This window comes from Oceanobacillus timonensis, from assembly GCF_900166635.1.
Taxonomy (GTDB): domain Bacteria; phylum Bacillota; class Bacilli; order Bacillales; family Amphibacillaceae; genus Oceanobacillus; species Oceanobacillus timonensis.
In genome coordinates this window covers 1483360-1506354 of record NZ_LT800497.1, presented here as the reverse complement: position 1 = coordinate 1506354, position 22995 = coordinate 1483360, and the positions used below count along the sequence as shown (strand labels likewise).

At 39.6% G+C, this 22995-nt stretch carries 22 protein-coding genes; 8 read left to right on the top strand and 14 right to left on the bottom strand.

Translation table 11 applies throughout. From position 1 onward, the window contains the following. Positions 1–113 precede the first annotated feature (113 nt). Positions 114–329, top strand: a complete 216-nt coding sequence (locus tag B7E05_RS07300; RefSeq protein WP_080873586.1) for a hypothetical protein — start codon at positions 114–116, stop codon at positions 327–329. 335 nt (positions 330–664) lie between these two features. Continuing rightward, positions 665–1729: an NAD(P)H-dependent flavin oxidoreductase gene (locus tag B7E05_RS07295; protein ID WP_080873585.1), complete on the top strand. Its 1065-nt coding sequence runs from the start codon at positions 665–667 to the stop codon at positions 1727–1729. 70 nt (positions 1730–1799) lie between these two features. On the opposite strand, the gene B7E05_RS07290 is transcribed toward B7E05_RS07295, so the two are convergent. The 3 genes from B7E05_RS07290 to B7E05_RS07280 form a co-directional block, all read right to left on the bottom strand. After that, positions 1800–3296 (bottom strand): DHA2 family efflux MFS transporter permease subunit, encoded by a 1497-nt coding sequence (locus B7E05_RS07290; protein WP_080873584.1) that lies wholly within the window; start codon positions 3294–3296, stop codon positions 1800–1802. A gap of 134 nt (positions 3297–3430) precedes the next feature. Further along, positions 3431–4318 carry a TetR/AcrR family transcriptional regulator gene (locus tag B7E05_RS07285; protein ID WP_080873583.1) on the bottom strand — a complete coding sequence of 296 codons (888 nt, stop codon included), beginning with the start codon at positions 4316–4318 and terminating at the stop codon, positions 3431–3433. A 1066-nt stretch (positions 4319–5384) separates the two neighbouring features. Further along, the gene (locus tag B7E05_RS07280; protein ID WP_080873582.1) at positions 5385–6278 is read right to left on the bottom strand and encodes a LysR family transcriptional regulator; all 894 of its coding nucleotides are present in this window, start codon (positions 6276–6278) and stop codon (positions 5385–5387) included. Between the two features lie 109 nt (positions 6279–6387). Between B7E05_RS07280 and B7E05_RS07275 the strand changes: the two genes are divergently transcribed. Further along, the gene (locus tag B7E05_RS07275) at positions 6388–7416 is read left to right on the top strand and encodes a YeiH family protein (RefSeq protein WP_080873581.1); all 1029 of its coding nucleotides are present in this window, start codon (positions 6388–6390) and stop codon (positions 7414–7416) included. Between the two features lie 107 nt (positions 7417–7523). After that, positions 7524–7931: a ribosomal protein L7/L12 gene (locus B7E05_RS22385; protein ID WP_245833015.1), complete on the top strand. Its 408-nt coding sequence runs from the start codon at positions 7524–7526 to the stop codon at positions 7929–7931. Between the two features lie 226 nt (positions 7932–8157). Here the strand turns inward: B7E05_RS22385 and B7E05_RS07265 are convergent, their stop codons facing one another. Further along, positions 8158–9171, bottom strand: coding sequence for an NADP-dependent oxidoreductase (locus B7E05_RS07265; protein WP_080873580.1), 1014 nt, complete (start codon positions 9169–9171; stop codon positions 8158–8160). Between the two features lie 223 nt (positions 9172–9394). Here B7E05_RS07265 and B7E05_RS07260 point away from each other — a divergent pair, with 223 nt between their 5' ends. Next, the gene (locus B7E05_RS07260) at positions 9395–10099 is read left to right on the top strand and encodes a phosphatase PAP2 family protein (protein WP_245833012.1); all 705 of its coding nucleotides are present in this window, start codon (positions 9395–9397) and stop codon (positions 10097–10099) included. A 209-nt stretch (positions 10100–10308) separates the two neighbouring features. On the opposite strand, the gene B7E05_RS07255 is transcribed toward B7E05_RS07260, so the two are convergent. The 3 genes from B7E05_RS07255 to B7E05_RS07245 form a co-directional block, all read right to left on the bottom strand. Continuing rightward, the gene (locus B7E05_RS07255; RefSeq protein ID WP_080873578.1) at positions 10309–11631 is read right to left on the bottom strand and encodes a replication-associated recombination protein A; all 1323 of its coding nucleotides are present in this window, start codon (positions 11629–11631) and stop codon (positions 10309–10311) included. A 145-nt stretch (positions 11632–11776) separates the two neighbouring features. Then, positions 11777–12019, bottom strand: coding sequence for a DUF6429 family protein (locus tag B7E05_RS07250; RefSeq protein ID WP_080873577.1), 243 nt, complete (start codon positions 12017–12019; stop codon positions 11777–11779). A gap of 95 nt (positions 12020–12114) precedes the next feature. Beyond that, positions 12115–12840, bottom strand: coding sequence for a metallophosphoesterase family protein (locus B7E05_RS07245; protein WP_179134489.1), 726 nt, complete (start codon positions 12838–12840; stop codon positions 12115–12117). Positions 12841–13242: 402 nt separating this feature from the next. On the opposite strand from B7E05_RS07245, the gene B7E05_RS07240 reads away from it, so the two are divergent. Beyond that, the gene (locus B7E05_RS07240) at positions 13243–13674 is read left to right on the top strand and encodes a hypothetical protein (RefSeq protein ID WP_179134488.1); all 432 of its coding nucleotides are present in this window, start codon (positions 13243–13245) and stop codon (positions 13672–13674) included. Positions 13675–13689: 15 nt separating this feature from the next. On the opposite strand, the gene B7E05_RS07235 is transcribed toward B7E05_RS07240, so the two are convergent. After that, entirely contained in the window at positions 13690–14649 is a 960-nt protein-coding gene (locus tag B7E05_RS07235) for a cation diffusion facilitator family transporter (RefSeq protein WP_080873575.1), read from the bottom strand. A 46-nt stretch (positions 14650–14695) separates the two neighbouring features. Further along, a complete protein-coding gene (locus tag B7E05_RS07230) occupies positions 14696–15019 on the bottom strand; it encodes an ArsR/SmtB family transcription factor (protein ID WP_080873574.1) in 324 nt (107 codons plus the stop codon). Between the two features lie 468 nt (positions 15020–15487). Between B7E05_RS07230 and B7E05_RS07225 the strand changes: the two genes are divergently transcribed. Together B7E05_RS07225 and cax are read left to right on the top strand one after the other, a co-directional pair. Continuing rightward, positions 15488–17293, top strand: a complete 1806-nt coding sequence (locus tag B7E05_RS07225; RefSeq protein WP_080873573.1) for a cation:proton antiporter — start codon at positions 15488–15490, stop codon at positions 17291–17293. Positions 17294–17485: 192 nt separating this feature from the next. Next, entirely contained in the window at positions 17486–18544 is a 1059-nt protein-coding gene (cax, locus tag B7E05_RS07220) for a calcium/proton exchanger (RefSeq protein ID WP_143833197.1), read from the top strand. A 156-nt stretch (positions 18545–18700) separates the two neighbouring features. Here the strand turns inward: cax and B7E05_RS22105 are convergent, their stop codons facing one another. From B7E05_RS22105 to B7E05_RS07200, 5 genes are all read right to left on the bottom strand, one after another. Next, positions 18701–18862 (bottom strand): hypothetical protein, encoded by a 162-nt coding sequence (locus B7E05_RS22105; protein WP_179134487.1) that lies wholly within the window; start codon positions 18860–18862, stop codon positions 18701–18703. A gap of 183 nt (positions 18863–19045) precedes the next feature. Then, positions 19046–20062: a FecCD family ABC transporter permease gene (locus tag B7E05_RS07215; protein ID WP_080873571.1), complete on the bottom strand. Its 1017-nt coding sequence runs from the start codon at positions 20060–20062 to the stop codon at positions 19046–19048. Beyond that, complete coding sequence (locus B7E05_RS07210; RefSeq protein WP_080873570.1) at positions 20059–21060, bottom strand: FecCD family ABC transporter permease; 1002 nt, start codon at positions 21058–21060, stop codon at positions 20059–20061. Before B7E05_RS07210 ends, B7E05_RS07215 begins: the two co-directional genes overlap by 4 nt. A gap of 18 nt (positions 21061–21078) precedes the next feature. Beyond that, positions 21079–21891, bottom strand: a complete 813-nt coding sequence (locus tag B7E05_RS07205; RefSeq protein WP_080873569.1) for an ABC transporter ATP-binding protein — start codon at positions 21889–21891, stop codon at positions 21079–21081. Between the two features lie 34 nt (positions 21892–21925). Then, positions 21926–22870 (bottom strand): ABC transporter substrate-binding protein, encoded by a 945-nt coding sequence (locus tag B7E05_RS07200; RefSeq protein WP_080873568.1) that lies wholly within the window; start codon positions 22868–22870, stop codon positions 21926–21928. Positions 22871–22995 lie beyond the last annotated feature (125 nt).

Sequence of the window (22995 nt, the reverse complement as noted above, 5' to 3'; positions counted from 1 at the left end):
CTTCAAACTCCCCGAAACATAGGTTTCCATTATTTAACTAATAATCCACCGAAGATGAAGCAGCGAATGGATTAAAAAATATGTTATATTAAAACAGAGAAAGGAGTTTTACCATGTCTAAAAAGATTCTGATGATTGTTTTGACATTAGTGAGCGCAATTGCTTGCATTTTATTAACTGTCCGGCACACAACTGGTTCTAACACCATTTCTTATGATGATCCTGCCGGTCTGCTGATTTCAATCGGGATGGTAGTCGTATTGTTCTTACCACCTTTCCTCTTATCATTCCTGCATCATTCTGTTGCAAAAATGATTTCAGCAATCTAACAGGCTTTGATTGCCATTGCTTTTTTCGGGGCCATGCTGGCAAGCTTTTTTGCATCAGCAGGAGTGTTCGTCGTGATTGTAGCAATCATTGGTACTGTTTTATGTATTGCAAGTATTTTTGTAACCCTGTCTACAGGAAATAATAAAAATACATATAGCTTTTAAAATGGATTGGATATTTTATCTTATCCATTTTTTGTTTTAAAAAATATATATCGTCATTTTCACGATAGCTGCTCCCTAACCGGAAGTAACTTCAGAAACAATACAGTTTAAACGCTTCATGTTATGATAGATGTAGTATAAATAAATGGAGATTATAAGGAGGAAGCACGATGTGGAATAAAAATACATTGACTGAAAAAATCGGCATCCGTTATCCCATTATTCAGGCTGGTATGGCTGGAGGAATCACGACGCCAGAACTGGTTGCAGCGGTTTCTAACGCAGGAGGACTCGGTACGCTCGGTGCTGGTTATTTGAATGCAGAACAGACACAGGAAAGTATCCGGAAAATAAAACAGCTAACAGATAAACCTTTTGCGGTTAACCTGTTTACCCCGGAAACACCGGAAGTGCATTCCGAAGAAGTGAATCAGGCCAACAAATGGCTTTCCCCCTTCCGTGAAGCATTACATATCTCACAAGTGCCGGAAATAAATGAAATCCAGACGACTGTTTTTGATCAGCAAATCCAAATAATGATCGACGAGCAGATTCCTGTATGCAGCTTTACTTTCGGCATTCCTTCCCGCTCTATTCTTCAGCAGTTAAAAGAAGAAAGCGTTTTATTAATGGGCACGGCTACAACAGTCGCTGAAGCAAAAGCTAATGAAGAAAGCGGCATGGATATGGTCGTTATGCAAGGAAGTGAAGCGGGCGGTCATCGCGGAACATTTTCGGGTTCCTTTGAAGATGCCATGATTGGTACAATGGCGCTTATTCCACAGACTGCAGACCAGGTAACGATTCCACTGATTGCAGCTGGGGGAATCTCTGACGGGCGGGGTGTTCTGGCTTCCCTCGTTCTCGGTGCACAAGGAGCTCAACTGGGCACAGCATTTCTTACCACTTCGGAGAGCGGCGCAAATAAACAACACAAGCAAGCTGTCTTAAGCAGCAGAGAGGACCAATCAGCAATCACATCTGCTTTTAGCGGCAAACCTGCGAGAGGGATTCAGAATGATTTCATGATAAAGATGAAGCAATATGAAAAACAGTTGCCAGCTTACCCGATTCAAAACAGTTTGACGAAACCGATAAGAGGGGAAGCTGGAAAACAAAAACGTCCGGAATGGATGTCACTGTGGTGTGGTCAAAATCCAAGGTTATGCAAATCAGAACCGGCAGGCGAACGCATTGCTGCTGTTGTTTCACAAATAGAGAGGTTACAAAAATAGGCTGCTTTGCGTTCTTTCCTTATGAAAACAGGGTGCTGATCATTTTCTGATCAACACCCTGTTTTTCATTTTAGGCTTTTTCCGCTGTAAGATTTTCTTGTTGTAATTCCGGTGCTTCCTCTTGTTTTGATCTGCCTCGCTTAATAAAGAAGGCAAGAATCAATCCAATTACCGCAAATACCGTTGACACCATAAAGGCATCATTGATTCCTTCTACTTGTGCCAGATGAGCGGCGTGCAACATATCTTGTTGATTTGCAGGATTAAAATGATTATCTGCAATAATCCCTTCCATACTGTTTTTGGCCTGGTTGGTCATGACTGTAACCAGGAATGCCGTTCCAATAGCACCAGAAACAGAACGAACCGTGTTCACCATCGCTGTACCATGCGGATGAAGTCTTTCTGGAAGCTGATTCAAGCCGGCAGTCATAATAGGCATCATGATCATGGACATACCAAACATGCGAATCGTATAAATAACAATGAGATACATATAACTTGTTGTATCTGTCAGTTGCGTAAATAGGTAAGTGGTGATAACCGTTATGGTCAAGCCGACAATCGCAAGTGGACGTGCACCAACTCTGTCAAATATTCTACCGGTAACAGGCGACATAATCCCCATGATAATTGCTCCTGGCATCAGCATCAGACCAGAATTCATCGGGCTGACACCCAACACATTTTGTAAATATAGCGGAATCAGCAGCATTGGAGCAAACATAGCTACTGTAATGGCTACATTAATCACTGTTGTCAGGGAGAAAATACCATCTTTAAACACCCGAAAGTCCAGCATTGGCACTTCTGCTCTGAGTTCCCGTGTTACAAATAATGCTAAACCGATAAAACCGACAACCAATCCGGTGATTACTGTGGCATCTGTCCAGCCGTTTGTTCCAGCTGTACTGAAACCATACAAGATTCCGCCAAAACCAAGTGTTGACAGGATAATCGCCACAACATCAATATCTGGGAAAGTCTGTCTGGTAACGTTCTTCAAGAAAATCGCTCCAAGAATAATCGTTAACACAGCAATTGGGAAAATGATATAAAATAGTAATCTCCATGAGTAATGTTCCACGACAAATCCGGATAATGTCGGGCCGACAGCAGGAGCGAAGATAATCGCAATACCAATAATACCCATCGCCCCGCCACGTTTTTCAACTGGGAATAACGCAAGCACAACTGTTGTTAACAGCGGCATAATAATTCCTGCACCAACTGCCTGGATAATCCGTCCAGCCATCAATATTGTAAAGTCCGGTGCAATCCCGCAGATTAACGTCCCTGCCGCAAATAAGCTGATGGCCGTTAAAAACAGCTGTCTTGTTGAAAATTTCTCCATTAAAAATGCGGTAATCGGAATAAGTACCCCGTTCACCAGCATAAATCCAGTCGTAATCCATTGGGCCGTACTCTCACCTATATTCAAATCCTCCATAATAGAAGACAAGGCCACGTTCATCAATGTTTGATTCAACAGTGACACAAACGCGCCGAGAATGATAACCGCAAGAATAGGCCCTTTTTTTATATGTTTTGTTGTTGATTCAGTCATAATTTCTTTCTCATCTCCTGTTTCTCTTATTTAATTGTTATTTCTTCCCCTTTTTTATCCGCTAAAGAAAAAAAGAATGCCATCAAACACATTCCAATGGCCCGATGTACATTACTTCCCTTATACGGTTGTTGCTACATCGTCTGAAATGTTTTAATAAACATTTCCACTCGACGGACAAATGGCTGACATTCTTCTATTTCAGCCAAAAATAGCAGGAAAGATTTCACCAGGAACATTCTCGGGTTTTTCTGATGAATTTCTTTCTGTAAAGATTGAACCGCTGCGGTATACTCTTCTTTTTCCGTTTCATGCAACGGTAGAATATTTATCTTTTTCTCGATTTCTTCCAACAGCTGATCCACTTGCTCTTCTGGATTCCTCGTTGCTAATTCTGTTTTTAAAGCTTCGTATTCTCCCATTAATTCCGATGTTAAAACCGGTTCTGCGTCTGTTATATGATGAATCATCGTATCAAACCGATTAATGACAAAACGGGCCACGCGCTCAAAATCAAGGTCCTTATGATCACGAAAAATAAAGGAGATGTATTCCTTCAATACCCCGGAGAGCATCAACGCAAAGTCCCAGATATACGGTTCTGCCTTACTTCCATAGGTCTCTATAAAACAATCTTTATACCAGTTCATCATTGTCATTCGGATTCTTTTCATAAGCAAAGAAATTTTTGGATTATCATGAGGCGGTAAAGCTGTCAGAAGCATACTCATAAAATCTTTGTTTTCACGAATTCCGTCAAATTGCACAACAAGCTTTTGAATCAACTTTTCTTTTGGCGGTAAAGACGAATCGAGACTAAGATTTTCAGCCTGCTGCAGCATCTTTTGATGGTTATGGCGGATAACCTGAATCAATAATTCTTCTTTCGAGTCAAAAAAGTTATATAAGGTACCTTTAGAAATCTTACATTCATTCGCAATCTCCTGAACCGATGTGGCATCATACCCCTTTTTAGAAAAAAGATGAATCGCTGCTTGCATAATTTCTTCTTTTTTATCCATTATCTATCCCCTCTAACATGCACTTTCTCAAACTTCAGGCTTCAGGTATACACCTGAAGCCGATGGATGAATGAACAGGAAAACTATACCCGCTAAATGACTATACGGTCAAAATAGAACTAATTAGTCAATGAAATATTATAATTGACTACATGGTTTTTTGTCAACCACGCAGTTCTATAAATTAAAAATTCCTCCAGCGACCGTATTTACACTACTCTCGCTGGAGGTTAAGCAAATTCAGAAAACTTATTTTCTTGAATTTTTATGTTCTCAACTTTCGCACTAAAAAAAATAACTTCCTTTCCAAGGGAGCAGGAACTGATTGATTCTTCCATACATCTGTTGACAAAGATGAGAAGGTAAAGTGTAAGACGACCGCTACGGCGAACCGTTTTGCTTTCCGACGTACAGGACGTACTAGTGCAGACGTTGCGACTTTAGTCTGCCTAGGGGCACGCTCTTCAGCTAACTTTTGCCAAGAAGAGCACTTGGCAAAAGGGCATCTTCAGATGGTGCTGATCCCTCAGGAGTCAAAACGGTCCGCCTCCGCTAGCAGGATATTCTATGCGGTTGAAATAGCTCAAGAAATAAAAGTTCGATTAGACAGAACACATTTTTCATGGTGCATGATAAAAAGGCTCAGCAATCCTTTCTATGCATGAAAGCTATTCTCGATATGAATTGATTTGAACTGCTAAATCAACCATTGGAAACACCAGATTGATTGGTTTATCAGGCTAAAAAGCGATTATTTCATCTCACTTCATCAGGATGTTATTTATTCCATGTGCTGTAGAATTCTATTAGAGCGTAGGCCAACCACGCAGACTCCTATGGGAACAGGGCGAGCTGAAGATCCACTTGAAAAGCGGTTTTCTTTTCAAGTTAGCTGAAGCCGTCCCCATGGAAAGCGGAGTGGTTGGCCGGAGCGGAGCTTATACACCCTATCCTGTTCAAAACATAGAAGAATAATTTAACGAAAAGCAAGCATGATAATAGCTTTCATGTTCATCCTGGATCAGCAACGTTTATATGCTTATTCTTAGGTCCGAAAGTTGAGATATTAAAATATCCGCAACGTGTTACTTTTTCGTACCATTTCGATAAAAATATCTAAAGCTTTCGTTCGAAACGGTGATTTGGTAATAATGGAAAAGTCACGTATAAAAGGAAGACCTTTAAACGGAATCATTTTCAAATCACCATATTTCACTTCCTTTTGAACCGCCCATTTTGAAAGCAATGTAATTCCCAGCCCAGCCGCTACAGATTCTTTAATCGACTGTGTACTGCTGAAGTGCATCAACCGGGAAGGTGTTATCTTATATTGCTGAAAGAATGTGTCTGCTGCCTTTCTGGTACCTGAACCTTTTTCACGCACGACCCAAGTTTCCTTTTCTAAATCACTGATGTCTATTTCTTCCTCCTTTAACAGTAGTTTATTTTTGGAAGAAGCTACAATGACCATCTCGTCTTCTGCAAAATCCTCGGTAACCAATTCTTTTCTATCAAAATGTCCTTCTACAATTCCTACTTCCAATTGATGCGCTGCAACTAACTCTATAATACGCGTTGTATTACCAATCGTAACAGCAGGCTCAATATCTGGATATTTTCCTTGTAAGTCGGCAATAATTTTCGGCAGGACATATTCTCCAAATGTATAGCTCGCTCCAATTGCAAGCTGTCCATTTGCCCGGTTCATTAAATCATCTGATAAATTTTGCATGATGGTATACAGGTTGAGGATTTGTTTTCCATAATGATACACAATCTCCCCTGCTTTATTTAAACGGACATATTTGTTGCTGCGCTCTAGTAAGCGCATACCCATGCTATCCTCGAGCGTACGAATATATTGACTGACCGCCGGCTGTGTCATATAGTGCTCTTCTGCCGCTTTGGAAAAATTCTGTTTTTCTGCAACCGTGATAAATATTTGCAAATGTTTATCCATTTTTTCACCCTCTTTATTTCATTATAACGTTTTACTTATTATATGTATTATTATAAATTATTTTTCTTATATATTCATATTAGCTATGCTATATACAGGAGGTGCTTTTATGAGTGCAGAAGCATCAAATCAGCAAAAACAGACAAATGGATATCTTTTTGGAAAATGGATAAGCGGCATTGTATTTACGTTTTTTATTGCCTTGCTTGGATTCTTGTTGGCGAAAGTTCCAGGTTTTGATCATGTAGGACAGCTTGCATGTGCTATTATCATTGCCATTATTTACAGGCAATTTTTTGGATACCCGGAAGTTCTGCGCGCTGGAATTACGTTTTCATCCCAAAAACTGCTCCGTTTAGCAATTATTTTATATGGGTTAAAGCTAAATATAAATACCGTATTTCATGATGGAATCGGACTTTTGCTGCGTGATGCTTTGGTGATCTTGCTCGCAATCGGTGTCATGATCTGGTTAGGCAAAGTATTCAAAGCAGATAAGCATATTACGCTTTTACTTGGAGTTGGAACAGGGGTCTGTGGTGCTGCCGCAATTGCCGCTGTCGCCCCCATTGTAAAAACAAAGGATGAAGATACAGCAATCAGCGTTGGTATAATTGCTTTGATGGGTACAGTGTTTGCGATTGGATATACTCTAATCGAGCCATTCCTCCCTTTAACACCAATCGAATACGGCATCTGGTCGGGAATCAGCCTGCATGAGCTTGCCCATGTCGCTATCGCAGCGGAACCAGCTGGAGAAGATGCATTAGCTATTGCATTGCTGGCAAAATTAGGACGGGTGTTTTTACTTGTTCCACTTTGCTTTATTCTTATTTATTGGATGAAGTTTAAAAATAAGGGAAATCAAACACAAAATAAAATTGCTTTTCCATGGTTCCTGCTTGGCTTTATCCTGATGAGCCTGTTCGGCAGCTATGTGCTTGGAGACACGATTCCTGTATCTGAAATGACGATGGAAAGAATCTCGTCAGCAACAACATGGATACTAACAGCAGCTATGGTTGGACTCGGTTTGAATGTCAGTCTGAAAGCTTTGCGTTCCAAAGCGTTAAAACCGCTGTTGGCAATTACGATTACATCATGCTTCCTTTCCGTTATTGCTTATTTTATTACCTAGTTTCGAAATGAAAATAACTTCACGAAAAAGGAAACGTTTACACCGCTAATCATTGTGATTATTTATGTTATGATGGGATGAAACATCAATATTGGAGGCAACATAACATGTCGACAGCTGTTATTCTCATTGCTGTTATTGTTTTTGCTGTTATTTACCTGTTGGCATCCCAAAGTAAAAACAAACTCGCTAATAGGCAAGCACGGAAGACACCGAAAGAGATTCTCCCTGAAATTCAGCAAAGACTTCAATCGGGCGAAGATAAAATTAAATTGATTAAATATGCACGTGTAGAAACTGGTCTTGGCTTAAAGGACGCGAAAGATTTGGTCGAGGGGAATTTCGAATGGAATCCTTCCACTTCCAACGAAGAGCTTCTGCAAAACGTACAAGAGATGCTTCAATCGGGTATTGGCGAAGTAAAAGCAACGAAATATGTTCGTGAACAAACAGGACTTGGGTTAAAAGAAGCAAAAGATTATGTAGATAATGCTAAAAAGGATGGAAGTATGTGAGCCAACACATATAATCCCTTCTGTTTCCAAACAAATTCAACGAAGACAGCCTGTTCAGATAAGCCGTCTTCGTTTTTTGTGCAGAAAGATTGAATCATTGTGAATGGTAGGTCTACATACGAAACACAATCTGAAATAAAGTGACTATCGTCTAGCTGACTTCAAAACTTTTTATGTAACAGCTGCTCATTCCAACGCGCGGAATCGAGCAGCTTTTTTCATAAACCTATTCCTTATCAGCAACTTTCACAAGCTGTTTCCCAATATTCTCGCCAGAAAACAGCCCTAAAAATGCATCTGGAATCGCATGGAATCCTTCATGAATGGTTTCTTCAAACTTCAATTCACCATTTGATACAGCTTCTTCCAGAGCTTGATAAGCTTCATCATAATGTTCCGCAAAATCACCAACCAGCAAGCCTTGCATTTTGACACGGGATTTAATCAGGAATTGCTGTACACGTAAACCAATGTCTTGTTCTCCTTCTTCCAGGTTGTATGCAGAAATAGCACCGCATACAGGCACACGCGCAAATACATTGAGCAGCGGCCAGACAGCATCTGAAATTTCACCGCCGACATTTTCATAGTAGACATCAATGCCATCCGGGCATGTTTCTTGTAACTGTTTGCTGACATTTCCTTTTTTATATTCTACAACCGCATCAAATCCAAGTGTTTCTGTGATATACGCTGCTTTTTTCTCTGATCCAACAATACCGACAACACGAGCTCCTGCCTTTTTAGCTAACTGCCCGGCAATTTGCCCAACAGCTCCAGCTGCACCGGAAACAACAACCGTTTCCCCTTTTTTCGGTTCGCCAATGTGCATCATACCAAAATACGCAGTCATTGCAGGCATTCCCAGAACGCTAAGGGCATTGCTAGGCTCTAACCCGTTCGTTCCGACCTTTCGAACCTGATCTGCTTTGACAACATTATATTCCTGAAAGTCGAGGTTTCCTGTCACTAAATCACCTGCCGCAAATCGGTCGCTGTTTGACTTCACTACTTGACTGACCGTTCCTCCTTTTAATGGAGAACCGACCTCAAAAGGCGCTGCATAAGAAGGCGCATCAGACATTCTGCCCCGCATATACGGATCGACAGAAACATATAATGTTTTCACTAACATTTCCTCTTTTGCGGGTTCATTAACTTCTACTTCATTAAATTGAAATGTATTCTTATCTGGTAATCCATTTGGACGCTCTTTTAATAGTAATTGTTCTTGTTTCATTTTTATTTTCCTCCCTAATCTTGCTCATTCGATAAAGTAATCATTTATATTTATCATATTCCCCTTTTCCTTTCTATTTAAAAGTATAAACATATTATATTCACTCTATTTATTATTTTTTCTGTACTAACCATGCATAAAAAAACATTATAAGGTAAAATAAAGTTTCTTCATCCATATAAGTAAAATGGAAAAACATTCACAGAAAGAAGGTTATGATAGATTGAGAACACGGAGCCTATCTCCTATACCTTTTTTAATCATAGGAGTACTATTTTTAATTTTATTTGGTATTATTTCCTGGGGAGTATATTTTGATAGCAATTGGGTTCAATCATTGGATTTATCATGGATTGAGCGAATCCAGGGTACCATCTCTGAAGGCAAGACAGCATTTATTATGAAAATAACGGAACTAGGAAACATGAAGCTGGTGATTGCCTTAACGATTCTACTTGCTATTGTATTATTTTTTAAACGGAAATTTGCGGAAGGTCTGTGGTTTGGCGGAACCATTCTTTTTTGTGCCGCAATCGGGGGAAAGATACTTAAAAAAATCTTTGACCGCGACCGGCCTGCATTTCTGCAATTAGTTGAAAAAACAAACGAAAGCTTTCCAAGTGGTCATGCCACAGCAACAACGATTTTCTATGGATTGATTGGACTTGCGCTTGTTCTAGTTTCTGTTCAAATTTGGAAAAAAGTAATTGTAGGTTTTATCACACTCATATGGATTGGTTTTATACTATTTACAAGAGTTTACTTAGGTGCTCATTTCCCAACTGATGTACTTGCCGGATTTTTATATGGTACAGCAGCTGTATTGATTTCCATCGGTGTTTATTTACTCGTTCGGGAGCCGCTTCGCCATCTGCTGCGAAAACTTCATTTAGCGGATCGAAGTAAGGTTTTTGAAAGGGCAAGATGATAGAAAAAAGGCATCCGTACGAAAACGGGTGCCTTTTTTTACGAAATTTGCGGCGAAAGAACATGCAGTTCACATCTGCATATCATACGTTGTCTCTCGTCTTATGCAAATCAGCTCATCGCAACATAAAGTATAGCATTGTTTTAGTTAAAACACCATGCTTTTCTTAACCTGTCTCTTACCAGTATAATACTTCCTCAATCAAGTACTTATTTGTTCCTTTCGTGCCACGCTTTCACATAATCTAATCTTTCTTTAAATTTTTTCTCATTTCCCTGCTCTGTCGGAACATAGTATTGCTGCCCTTCCAAAGAAGGCGGCATTGTTTTCATCGTTGTTAATTTATCTTTTTCATTATGGGAATATTGATAACCCTTCCCATAATCCAGTTCTTTCATTAATTTTGTCGGTGCATTTCTTATTTGTAACGGGACAGGTTCATTAATTGATTCCTTTACATCTTTTTTTGCTTTTAGTCGCGCTTTGTACACGGCGTTTGATTTCGGTGCCAACGATAAATAAATAACAGCTTCTGTTAGATGCACATCACATTCCGGCATTCCAATATAACGGCAAGCTTGAAATACATCTGTGGTAATAGTCAAAGCACGCGTATCAGCTAAACCGATATCTTCACTCGCAAAGCGAATTAATCTCCTGGCAATATAGATTGGATCCTCGCCTGCTTCCATCATTCTGGACAGCCAGTAAATTGCTGCGTCTACGTCACTGTTCCGCATCGATTTATGCAAGGCGGAAATGATATTGTAATGCTCTTCGCCGCTTTTATCATATAGAAAAGAAGTCCGGTTAATCAGCTGTTCCAGATTATCCTCACTGATATAAATGCCGCCGGAACTGGTATCACTGTTTAAAACAGCCATTTCTAACGTATTTAAAGCTGTTCTGGCATCTCCGCCCGCAAATTTAGCAATAGCTTCTAAACTTTCATCTGTTATATGAATGTCCATATCGCCAAAGCCGTACGGATGGTGTATGGCATTTTTTAAAAGGCGTACAATATCAGACAACTCCAACTGGTTTAAAACAAAAACCTTGCTTCGCGATAACAAAGCAGCATTCACCTCAAAAGAAGGGTTCTCAGTGGTTGCTCCGATGAGAATAATACTGCCATTTTCCACATAAGGAAGAAAGGCATCCTGTTGCGCCTTATTAAATCGGTGTATCTCATCAATGAAAATAATGGTTTTTTGGCCCATATCACGTCTTGTTTCCGCTTCTTTCATCAAATTTTTGATATCCTTGATGCTGCTATTTACAGCAGATAAGTTAATAAATTTCGATTCCGTCTTATTGGCTATGATTTCAGCCAATGTTGTTTTACCAACTCCAGGCGGACCCCAAAAAATAATAGAGTTTATCTGATCATTCTCTATGATTTCACGTAACACCTTGCCGTGAGCCAATAAGTGCTGTTGACCGACAAATTCATCCAGTGTTCTTGGACGGACACGGCTGGCCAGCGGTGCATTTCTCTTATTCTCTTCCGAAAAAAGCGATTCTTGCTTCATTGGTCTCACCTCTTATTGGTATAAATAATCTGCGCACAGAAGAACATTCGTTCTTATTATAACAAATTATTATTTATTTGAAAAATACTGCGAAGTGAAGACAAAGCTGTATTAAATGAAACACAGCTCTTCTCTCTTCCTTCTTCTATTCATCCTTTTCCATTTGATATTTCTTCATTAATTTTTCCGCTTCTCTCATGCCATCCTTGGTCAGATAAACCGATTTCCACCTCTTACTTCCGCGAATCAAATCTTTATCCGTAAAATCATTTAAAATGTCAAAATCGTATCCCTTCCAACTTCTCCGCATATCTTGCGGGATATCTTCTTCCTTCCATGAAGTTAAATAAAGAAGCAACAAGGTCAGTTCTTTTATTTTTTCTTCCATGACGAACCATCCCTTTCATCTTTGTTTTGTTTCATTTGTTGACCGTGATTAGAGAATTTTTAAATATTTCTCTATTCAGTACCACCACTCATCGTTCATTCCCCTTCTACATACGATGTCTGATAAGAGCCTCCAGTAATCGTCAAGCAATTTAACCTGCCTCCATACGCACATGCACCATCAATACCAATTTTCTTATTCCCAAAAAACACGCTATTATCTTTTTCACCGCGTATACCCTGCGTTGGTGTATGTCCATGCACAACGGTAAAATCATGCGGATGATCAAATGCCAAAAACGGATAACGTATCCAGATTTTATCGTAGTCAGGGGTGTCCTTCCAGTCCTCTAACGTTGGATCAATCCCAGCATGAATAAACAGATGCTCTTCTGTTTCATAATAATAAGGCAGATTGGACAAAAATTCCACGTGATCGCGATCGTTTTCTTTTATGAGCTGCTTAACAGAAAATAAATCCGCTCTTGTAATCCCTTTCGGAAAATGTTCCTTACCAACATAAGATTCCAGTGTAGTCATTCCACCATTCATTAAATAGAGCTGTTCTTTATCTGCATCTTCACTGCGTATAAAATCCAAAAACATCTGGTCATGATTTCCTCTTAAAGCAATCGCTCCTTCTTCCACTAGCTCCTTCATATAAGCAACGGTGCGCTTTGGTTCTGGCCCTCTGTCGATATAGTCTCCAAGTAAAATAAGCTGATCTTCTTTTGGATTATAATCATTTAATTGTAATAGCTGCACAAGTTCCTGGTAACAGCCATGAACATCACTGATAGCAAGGATTCTTTTGTTCGACACGGTAATCCTTCCTCCTCTCTTTACACATCTTTTTCCCTAGGTCACGCTGCAGTGTAAGCTCCTGTATGAAACTCCTATTGTCCCAAAGGCTCGTCTCCCCTTTGAATAAAATCCCTTATATTACTATACCCTTTTTTCCCTCCTGATTAATCTGGAGCAAATATATTTTTTCGTTTGTAGGTGTTTTCTTTCATCCAAAAATAGACATGAAACTCCTTATCGTACATGGAATTCGCTGACTTCTTCCGTTTTCTCCCTCTCTTTACCGAGAATAAATTTCTTTTTATTCTCTAAGTCTTTTTATTCGGTAATGGGACAATAGAATATGCCTCAATGATTCTTCTCAAACCCTTTCCAACCTATAAAGACTCCTATATACTATAAGCAAAGGAGGTGGCAAACATGGAACAAGAAACAATGTTGAAAGAAATACCGCAGGCTTTCAAACTTCATTCTCAACACATTGATACAAAGTTTGAGCATATTGACCAGAGATTCGAAAAAATGGATGAAAGATTGGAACAAGTGGACTCGAAAATGGACAACATGCGAATAGAGCTAGAAGCCCGGATGGATCAAGGTTTTGAACATTTAGGAAAAAAGATTGACGGGGTTCGTGCAGATTTAACAGAAACACAAAATACGGCCGATTTTCTGTTAGATAAGACTGCCCAGCATGAGAAAAAACTCCGCTATTTTTCTGAACCGCAATCATCCTTTCCGAACGATCTAATTCCATCATTTGAATTGTCCTCTGCTGCATTATCACAGTATTGGAGCAAGGGCTCCATTATTTTCGCCATTAGTGGAATACAAAGAAAAAGAGCTATGTAACAACACAGCTCTCCTTCATGAATGACTATGTCCATGATGGTGATCCCCACTTGTCTCATAATCACTCTGGCACATAATGGAATTCCCATGTGGATTATTTTCCGTTTCAACTTGGATCGTGATGTGGCCAATCCCTTGTTCGTGCAAGTTATCCTCCACGTTTCGAAGCAGTGCTTGACTTTCCTCCACTTTCATTTGTCCGTCTACAATAACATGACAGGAAAGTGCATTCAGTCCGCTAGTAATACTCCATACATGTAAATCATGAATACCTTTCACACCATCCACACGCTCAATAACCTTTACAATATCTTTTATATCTACATGAAGCGGTGTTCCTTCCATCAAGATATGAACGGAATCTTTTGTAACACGCCAGCCGCTGATTAAAATAAGCACGGCCACCAGTACACTTGCTATCGTATCTGCCCATGTCCAATGAAAGAAAATCATTAGAAGAGCCGCAACAATAGCGCCGACAGAACCTAGTAAATCTCCGAGAACGTGCAAGAAAGCTGCCCGCATATTCAAATTATCTTTTGTATCTCCGCCACGCAACATGGTAAAGGCAACAAGAATATTTACGAGTAAGCCTATCACAGCAATAATCAGCATTCCAGTGGATGCGACTTCAGGCGGGTCAAATAATCTTTGAATTGCTTCATAAAATATAAAAATGGATACGGCCAGCAATGTCACCCCATTGATGATAGCCGCTAAAATCTCAAAACGTTTATAGCCATAAGTTTTGGCATAATTTGCAGCTCTTTCTCCTATGATAAAAGCTATAAGCGCAATGAATAAAGAAATGGAATCGCTTAACATATGACCGGCGTCCGCTAAAAGTGCCAAGCTGTTGGTAAGAATACCGCCAATGACTTCGATAATCATAAACACAGTAATAATGATAAAACTAATCATTAATGTTTTTTTATTAGCACCGTGGGTATGATCATGGTGATGACCCGCTCCCATAGGAAAACCTCCTTTTTCATTCATTTAGATGATGCAGAAGCATCTATTAACTATGATTCGCATGATTGATCATTTGTTTTAAAATAAGCATGACATGTTCATCATCCGGCGAATAATACATTGTCGTCCCTTCTCGACGGGACTGGACCAGTCGTAAGTTCTTGAGAAAACGTAATTGATGGGAAACAGTAGATTGTCTGATATCTAACGTTTCTGCAATCTTATTGACGGAGCATTCATTTTTAAATAATAAATATAGAATGCGGATTCTTGTTGGATCACCTAATGCTTTAAACGTCTGGGATACGATAAATAGCGTTTCACTATCCAGCTCTTCAGAAGAACTATTTTCCACTTTATAATCCTCCAATTTATGTACGACCTCCTCTTATCAATGTATTCTATGAAACGATGGTTAACTTGATTTTTAATATATGAACATATTAACATATAAGCATATAATATTCAACGGTGAAGCAATAATATAGTCATTCAATGAAAAATAAAACCAGCGATAGCAAATGTATTTTCTACAAACGCCATTAAAATCGCCGCCTGTTCCTTTTTCAATATGATGAATAACCCTCCTTTTTTAACATCTTATTTGTTTCGATTTGTGATGATAAATGCATTTATCGGGAAAACTATATTGTAACGATGGAATGTACCTCTCAACCATCTGTCCAGTATACTTGTTATTATTCCAAAAAATGCGTGAATAATAAGTGTTTACCTCATTTCATGCAGTTATGGAATAACAAAATGAAAGACAAATACAATCGTAATTGATAAACTTTTTATATAAATGACAGAAATGAAAAAGATCGGAGCTTAAAACATGGAAAATATTGCGTTAATTAGTATTGCTGTTATCGTCGTTGTCGGGATTTTTTCACAATGGCTTGCCTGGCGAATTCAATGGCCTTCTATCGTTATTATGTCTATTACCGGGCTATTGCTTGGTCCTATTTTTGGTCTGTTTAATCCTCAGGAAGCGCTTGGGAGCTTCTACAGCCCCTTGATTTCGCTAGCTGTTGCTATCATTTTATTTGAAGGCAGTTCCAGTCTGGATATTCGGGAAATTAAAGGCATATCTAAATCCGTTTTCCGGATTGTCACGATAGGTGCTTTCCTCGCCTGGATTGGCGGTTCGCTCGCCGCACATTATATTGCAGGATTAAGCCTGGAAGTCTCCTTCATTATCGGAGGTTTGTTTATTGTAACTGGGCCAACGGTTATCATTCCGCTGCTCAGAAACGCTAAATTAAAGCCTCGTACTGCAGCTGTTCTCAAATGGGAAGGTATTATTGTCGATCCTTTTGGTCCATTACTTGCCCTGTTTGCCTACGAGGTAATTAAAGTACTTACAACAGAAACATTACATATGAACTATATGTTCAATTTCTTTCTTAGTGCATGTCTTGCTGTCGTCTTTGGTTATGTAATTGGTATGGTTGTCAGCTTGATGATTGAGAAAGGATTTATTCCGGAATATTTAAAATCTCCGGTTATTATTGCCTTTGTATTGCTCTGTTTTACCTTGGCAGAAGTAGTGATGCATGAAACTGGTATGCTTGCTGTCACAGTAATGGGGTTGACTGTGGCCCGTACAAAACACTATGTCTCCTCCATTGGACATGATGTCAGCCATTTTGTGGAGAATGTCACTGTTTTATTAACATCCACCGTCTTTATTTTACTGACAGCTTCTTTATCAAGAGAAACCATTGCAGAAATATTCACATGGCCGATTATCGGATTTGTTCTTGTGATGTTATTTATTGTACGACCTTTATCGATTTGGCTCTCTACGATAGGAACAGAGCTTTCTAATTCGGAAAAAACCTTGATCGGCTGGATTGCTCCCAGAGGAATTGTAGCCTTATCTGTTTCCGGATATTTCGCAGCGAATTTGCTGAATGATGGGCATGAAGAAGCTGCTATCCTTACAACACTGACATTTGCACTTGTTTTTATTACAGTATGTGCGCATGGGTTTTCATTAGGTCCGGTTGCCAAAGCACTTAAGCTTGCTAATGATGCTCCTCCCGGCGTTTTATTAGTAGGAGCAAATAGCTTTTCCATTGCATTAGGAGCGTACTTGCAGAAGCTAGGGATACCCGTGTTAATCAATGATACTTCAGCTGCACAGCTACAGCCGGCTATAGATAAACAAATACCTGTCTATCAAGGACAAATTCTTGCCGAACATAGTGAGTATGAGGTGAATTTAACCCCATATGAAAGCCTTCTTTCTCTTACAGGAGATACAGCATTTAATGCACTTGTCAGTCAATCATATGTACCAAGCTTTGGCTATAGCAATACTTTTATGCTTCCAAGCAAAAGCTATCAACAAGAAGAAAATCAGGTTCCTTCTGCACGTAAAGCACATCTTTTGTTTCAAGAAGGTGCCGTCTTTACAGAGTTAAATAAAAAAATTAATACCGGCTATAGCATACAAGCGTTACCAGTGGAGAAAAAAGATAAAGTGAAGAAAACACAATTACCAAAAGAGACCATCCATCTTTTTGTTAGCAAAGAGAATAAGTCCGTTCAATTTATTACACTGAAAAGTAAGTTAACTCTTGATGAAGGAGATCAACTCATTGTTTTACAGAAAAACAAAACGGAAAACGAATGAAACATCTATGAATCGGGAAGTATATGTCTGAAACAAAGACATATACTTCCCTTTCTATTGCCAATGCCAAAATAAAAAACAATCCTCTCCTTCATATTACCTTTACCTAACAATCAGTCCCTCTTTCAAAATAAAAACCAACAAACCTGGGTAATCTATAATTATCTAGTTACAGAAATGGAGGGATATACGATGAATAAATTATTTACCATATTCGTTTTCATCGGGCTGCCGCTCTCCATCATCGGGTCTATCTTTCATTGGTCTGCCGTCATCATGTTTATTATTTATTGTTTGACGATTATTGCTTTAGCCGGCTTTATTGGCAGAGCCACAGAAAGTTTAGCAATCGTTTTAGGACCAAGAGCTGGCGGTCTGCTAAATGCTACTTTCGGAAATGCAGTAGAACTTATTATTTCTATATTTGCATTGAAAGCTGGGCTTATCGGAATTGTGTTAGCCTCGTTAACAGGTTCTGTATTAGGTAACTTACTGTTAGTCGGCGGTCTTTCTTTTTTTGTGGGTGGTTTGAAATATAAAAGGCAGTCTTTCAGCATTTACGATGCACGACATAATGCAGGTATGTTAATTTTTGCTGTTATTGTTGCATTTGTTATTCCAGAGGTGTTTACCAATACGATGGATGCACGTGATACAATGATTTTAAGTGTTGGCGTATCCATTATTTTAATTGTATTATATCTGGCTGCTTTATTATTTAAATTTGTTACCCATCGTGGCGTTTATCAAACAGATCATGCACAAAACGAACCGGATTACGAGGAAGAACCTGAATGGGGAAAAGCAAAAGCAATTATCATTCTGGCCCTTGCAACGGCTGCTGTAGCGTATGTTTCGGAACATTTGGTATCAACATTTGATACTGTCGGAGCGGCATTTGGATGGTCGGAACTATTTATCGGTATCATTATTGTTGCCATTGTGGGAAATGCAGCAGAACATGCTTCGGCAATTATTATGGCCTATAAAAATAAAATGGACGTTGCTGTTGAAATTGCCGTCGGTTCTACCTTGCAAGTAACCATGTTTGTATTGCCGATTCTTGTATTGTTATCTCTTTTCTTTCCAACATCGATGCCGCTTGTCTTCACCTGGCCGGAACTTATCAGCATGGTGACTGCCGTATTTTTAATGATCACAATTTCGAACGATGGGGACTCCAATTGGTTTGAAGGACTTGCGCTGTTAGCTGCGTATGTCATTATGGGGATTGGGTTTTACTTGATCTAAGGTTTATAATTGAAAATACGCTTTTTATAGCAACCGCATTTTTTAGCCAGTGCCCTTATTATATAAGAACACTGGCTATTTTATATAGAGAATATCTATTTTCCAAACAACCCATTCTTAATAACACATTCTTTTAACGATGATGTCTATCAGAATTTATATTGTAAATGACGGAATATAACGCACAGCAATATCTATAATTTCATACTCCTTTTCTAAATATCCAGATCCAAACGCCTGCCCACTTTTCGCCACAACACTTGAACCAGTTGTTAATGCCTCGTCCGGCACCTCTGCTTCACGTTGAATGAAGAACAAAAGCTAAGTTCGCGGTATTATGTCTCAGGCTCCTTTGTGATCTATATCCTATATGCTGGAACGAACCTGGCTGATAATGCTTGCTGGACCTTCCACTTATCATTTTTGAATTTCCTCTATTCTTGAAGTGGGAGTCTTACCAACAGTTACACTACGATAACTATATTCAGCAAGCATTTTTCTTTAAACTGCTTTCGTTCTATACATCAGATACAAGAAATACGGCGCCCCGATAATTGCCGCGATAATCCCTGCTGGAATCGTACCAATCGGTAAAATCGTCTGGCCGATGGTATCCGCAATCACCAGCAGCAATGCCCCCATCAATAATGCAATTGGCAAAAACAGCTGATGTCTTGGTCCGACGAAAGCCTTCGCTATATGCGGGCCCATTAATCCGATAAAACCAATCGAACCTACGACCGCAACGGCAACGGAAGATAAAATAACGGAAGCAATAAGCAGTATCCGTCTTTCTTTATCCATATTCATTCCTAAGCTTTTTGCTGTTTGGTCGTTTGTATTGATAATATTTAGACTGTTAGATTTAAAAAATAAAAATGGAATGATAATTAATATCCAGGGTAAAAAAGTAAAAACGAATGGCCATTCATCGCCCCAGATATTCCCCGCCAGCCATGCTGCAATAAATTCAGCCTGATCTTCATTAAATTTTCGCATTAGCGTTATCGAACCACCCGATAGTGCTGTGGATAGCCCGACACCTATCAAAACCATATTGGCAGGGCTGATTCCTTTCCCTTTATTATAGCTGAACAGAAATATCAGCAATGCGGTCAATATTCCCCCTGCTGCGCTGATTAACGGCAGCACATAAATAAACGTATTAGGGTTTGCTTGTCCGATAACAATAAAAACGGCAATTGCAAAGCCTCCGCCTGCATTGATGCCGAGAATCCCTGGCTCTGCCAATGGATTTTTAGTGATACTCTGGATTATGGCTCCGCTCATGCTCAAAGCTATTCCAGCAAGCAATGTAATCAGCATCCTCGGCATTCGAAACTCCATTAAAATTAAGTTATCCTTGAATTCCCCCTGCCCAATCAATGTTTTTAAATAAGTGGATAACTCCATTTTATATTCTCCGGAAGTAATGCTCCAAGTGACTGCCAAAAAAAGCAGCATCGCCAGAACGAGACATACAATGATCTGTTTTCTTTTCAACCTGGGATCAATCATATCGTTCGTCCCCCTTTTTTAATCAAATACAAGAAATAAGGGACACCGATAAAGGATATGATTGCACTGACAGGAGCTTCCCCCATCAGTCTGGCAATCGTATCTGCACCAACAACCAGACAGCCTCCTAAAACAGCGGTCAATGGGAGAACTTTTTTATAATCTGTGCCAACTAAAAACCTTGCAATATGCGGAATCATTAATCCTACAAACGCTATCTGCCCGACAATTGCTACAGAAATTCCTGCAAGCAGCATGCTTAAGAGCATCGTGCCCGCTCGTATAAGCTTTACATTCTGTCCCAGCCCTTTTGCAACTGCTTCCCCTACATTTAAAACAGACAACTGTCCGCTTAAAAGCATAAAGATAATCACGATGACAGCAACCACAGGTATCCCGACAGATAGCTGCTGCCAAGTAGTTCCAGAAACACCCCCGGAACTCCAGAATATTAAGGATTGATTTAACCTGAAATAGAGTGCAATTGCTTGGCTTGCAGCACTTAGCAAAGCACTGACTGCAGCACCTGCCAAAATAAGACGAACCGGATTAAATCCGTCTTTTCTGGAACGGCCAATCAACAATACCATGGTTCCGCCAAGCATTGCACCAATAAATCCAGCTAAAATCAATATGGGAAACGATATAACAGGTGAAACAGCGTAGGCCAATGCGAGCATCAGAGCAGCTCCCGAATTCAAACCAATTAAGCTCGGGTCAGCAAGGCTGTTTCTTGTGACGCTCTGAATTCCTGCACCAGAAACAGCAAGAGCAACACCAACCAATAAAGCTCCAATATCTCTGGGGATACGGACATCGATAATAATATTGTGGTTCATATCCATTGGGTCATAATTAAAAATCGCATCAAAAATCACAGAGGTATCTATCGCGGCACTACCGATTACAATAGATATCCAAAATGTTACTGCCAGAATGATACAGGCAATTGGAAAAATAACACGAAAATGAATAAAATTATTGTTCTTTGATTTCATAACTGCTGACTCATTTCTTCACTTGATTTCAACTTTGGAATATTTCCTGTTAACTAATTGGTAATTTGCTATCATCGGTTTTCCGGTTAACTTATCCTCCGTCAGCTCCGCATCAATATGGAAAACTTCGGCAAGTAATTGGCTTGATAAAACCTCTGGCAAACTGCCCTGTGTAATTATTTCCCCGTTCTTCATCGTTATCATGTAATCCGAAAAACGAATAGCCTGATTAATATCATGAAGCACCATCACAATCGTTGTATGCTGTTTCTGGTTAAGCTCCTTGATCAATTCTAAAATTTCAAGCTGATGTGCTATATCCAGAAATGTGGTCGGTTCATCCAGAAAAATAATATCCGTTTTCTGAGCCAGCGCCATAGCAATCCATACCCGTTGTTTTTGACCGCCGCTCAAATCATTGACCACGCTATGTTTAAACTCCGTTACACCAGTAACCTGTAAAGCCCACTCTATGACTTCTGCATCTTCTGGAGCTAAACGCCCAAATCCCTTTTGATAAGGATACCTTCCATAGGATACGAGCTCCCCGACAGTTAACCCGTCGGCAACTTCTGGAGATTGGGGCAAAATAGCAATTTTCTTAGCAATCTCCTTGGAAGCCGATTTTTGGATATCTGTTCCGTCTAAAGCTATTTTTCCTTTTTTTATCGGAAGAAGCCGGCATAATGCTTTCAGCAAAGTTGATTTCCCACAGCCATTCGGACCGATAATGGAGGTTATTTTCTGATCTGGTATCTCCATATTTAAATTTTCAATGATAACCTTACTCCCGTAAGCAATCGTTAAATCTCTTCCAGTAAGACGATTCATAGTGCTCCCTCTTTATAGTTAAATTAATCTTATGTTACTTCATCGCATCCAGTTGTTCCTTAATCATATCTCTTTGTGCTTCTAATGAAATCGGGTCATTATATCTGGTCACTGCTAAATCTAATTTAATTACTCTGCCCTCTTGAACAGCCTCGATATTTTCCCAAACCGCTGATTCTGTTATAGGGGCTTCTTGCCCTTCCGTAGCTAACACAATAAAATCGCCTGCGTACTCAGGAAGTTCTTCTGTGGAAAGCTCTACATTAAATTGATCCTTCGTAACCTCTGCCAGCGTATCCGGCTGTACAAATCCATAGCCATCATATAAGATTTCTCCGCCGCGACCGTAATCCGTATTAAATGAGACCAGCCCTTTCGGTGTTGATTGGAAAATGGAAAGTGTACTATTCCCGATTAGGTCTTCATACTCCGCTGCATCCTCGCTCATTTTTTCTTCCCATTCCTCCAGCCAAGCTTGTGCCTCTTCCTCTTCTCCGACAAGCTCTCCTAACAATCTCGTATTATCTTTATACGTGCTGATCATAGAATCAAACGTTACCGTTGGAGCAATTTGCTCTAGTTTATTTAAATTAGGATCTGTCGCTGTCGCAACAATTAAATCCGGCTCCAGGTTGATAATGCTCTCTACGTCTTCCGGATCGATACGTTCTATCCCTTCTGTCGCCTCATTCAAAACCTCGTCCTGGTCAACATAAAAGCTTACGCCAACCGGTTCATGCCCAAGTTTGAGCAATGCACCTATATAGGTTGGATGAAGTACGACAATTCGTTCAGGGTCAGCGGGCACCTCCACATCCTCACCGCTATCTGTCGTAAATGTTTTTGTTTCTGTCTCACTTGACTCGTTACTGTCTTCATTACTTGCTTTGGCGTTATCCGATTCCTGCCCGCTATCATTACAAGCTGTCAAAAAAATAAGAAATAGTGCACTGATTAAAAAGAATAAGCTTTTTTTCATGTTATGTTTCTCCTTGTATATTATGTTTAAGCCTAATAATTAATAGATTTTAGGCATCACTTGTACCTTGAAAATTAAATAATAATAGTTAGTCATTTTATTTATTGTTGGAGGGCGCAGCTTCG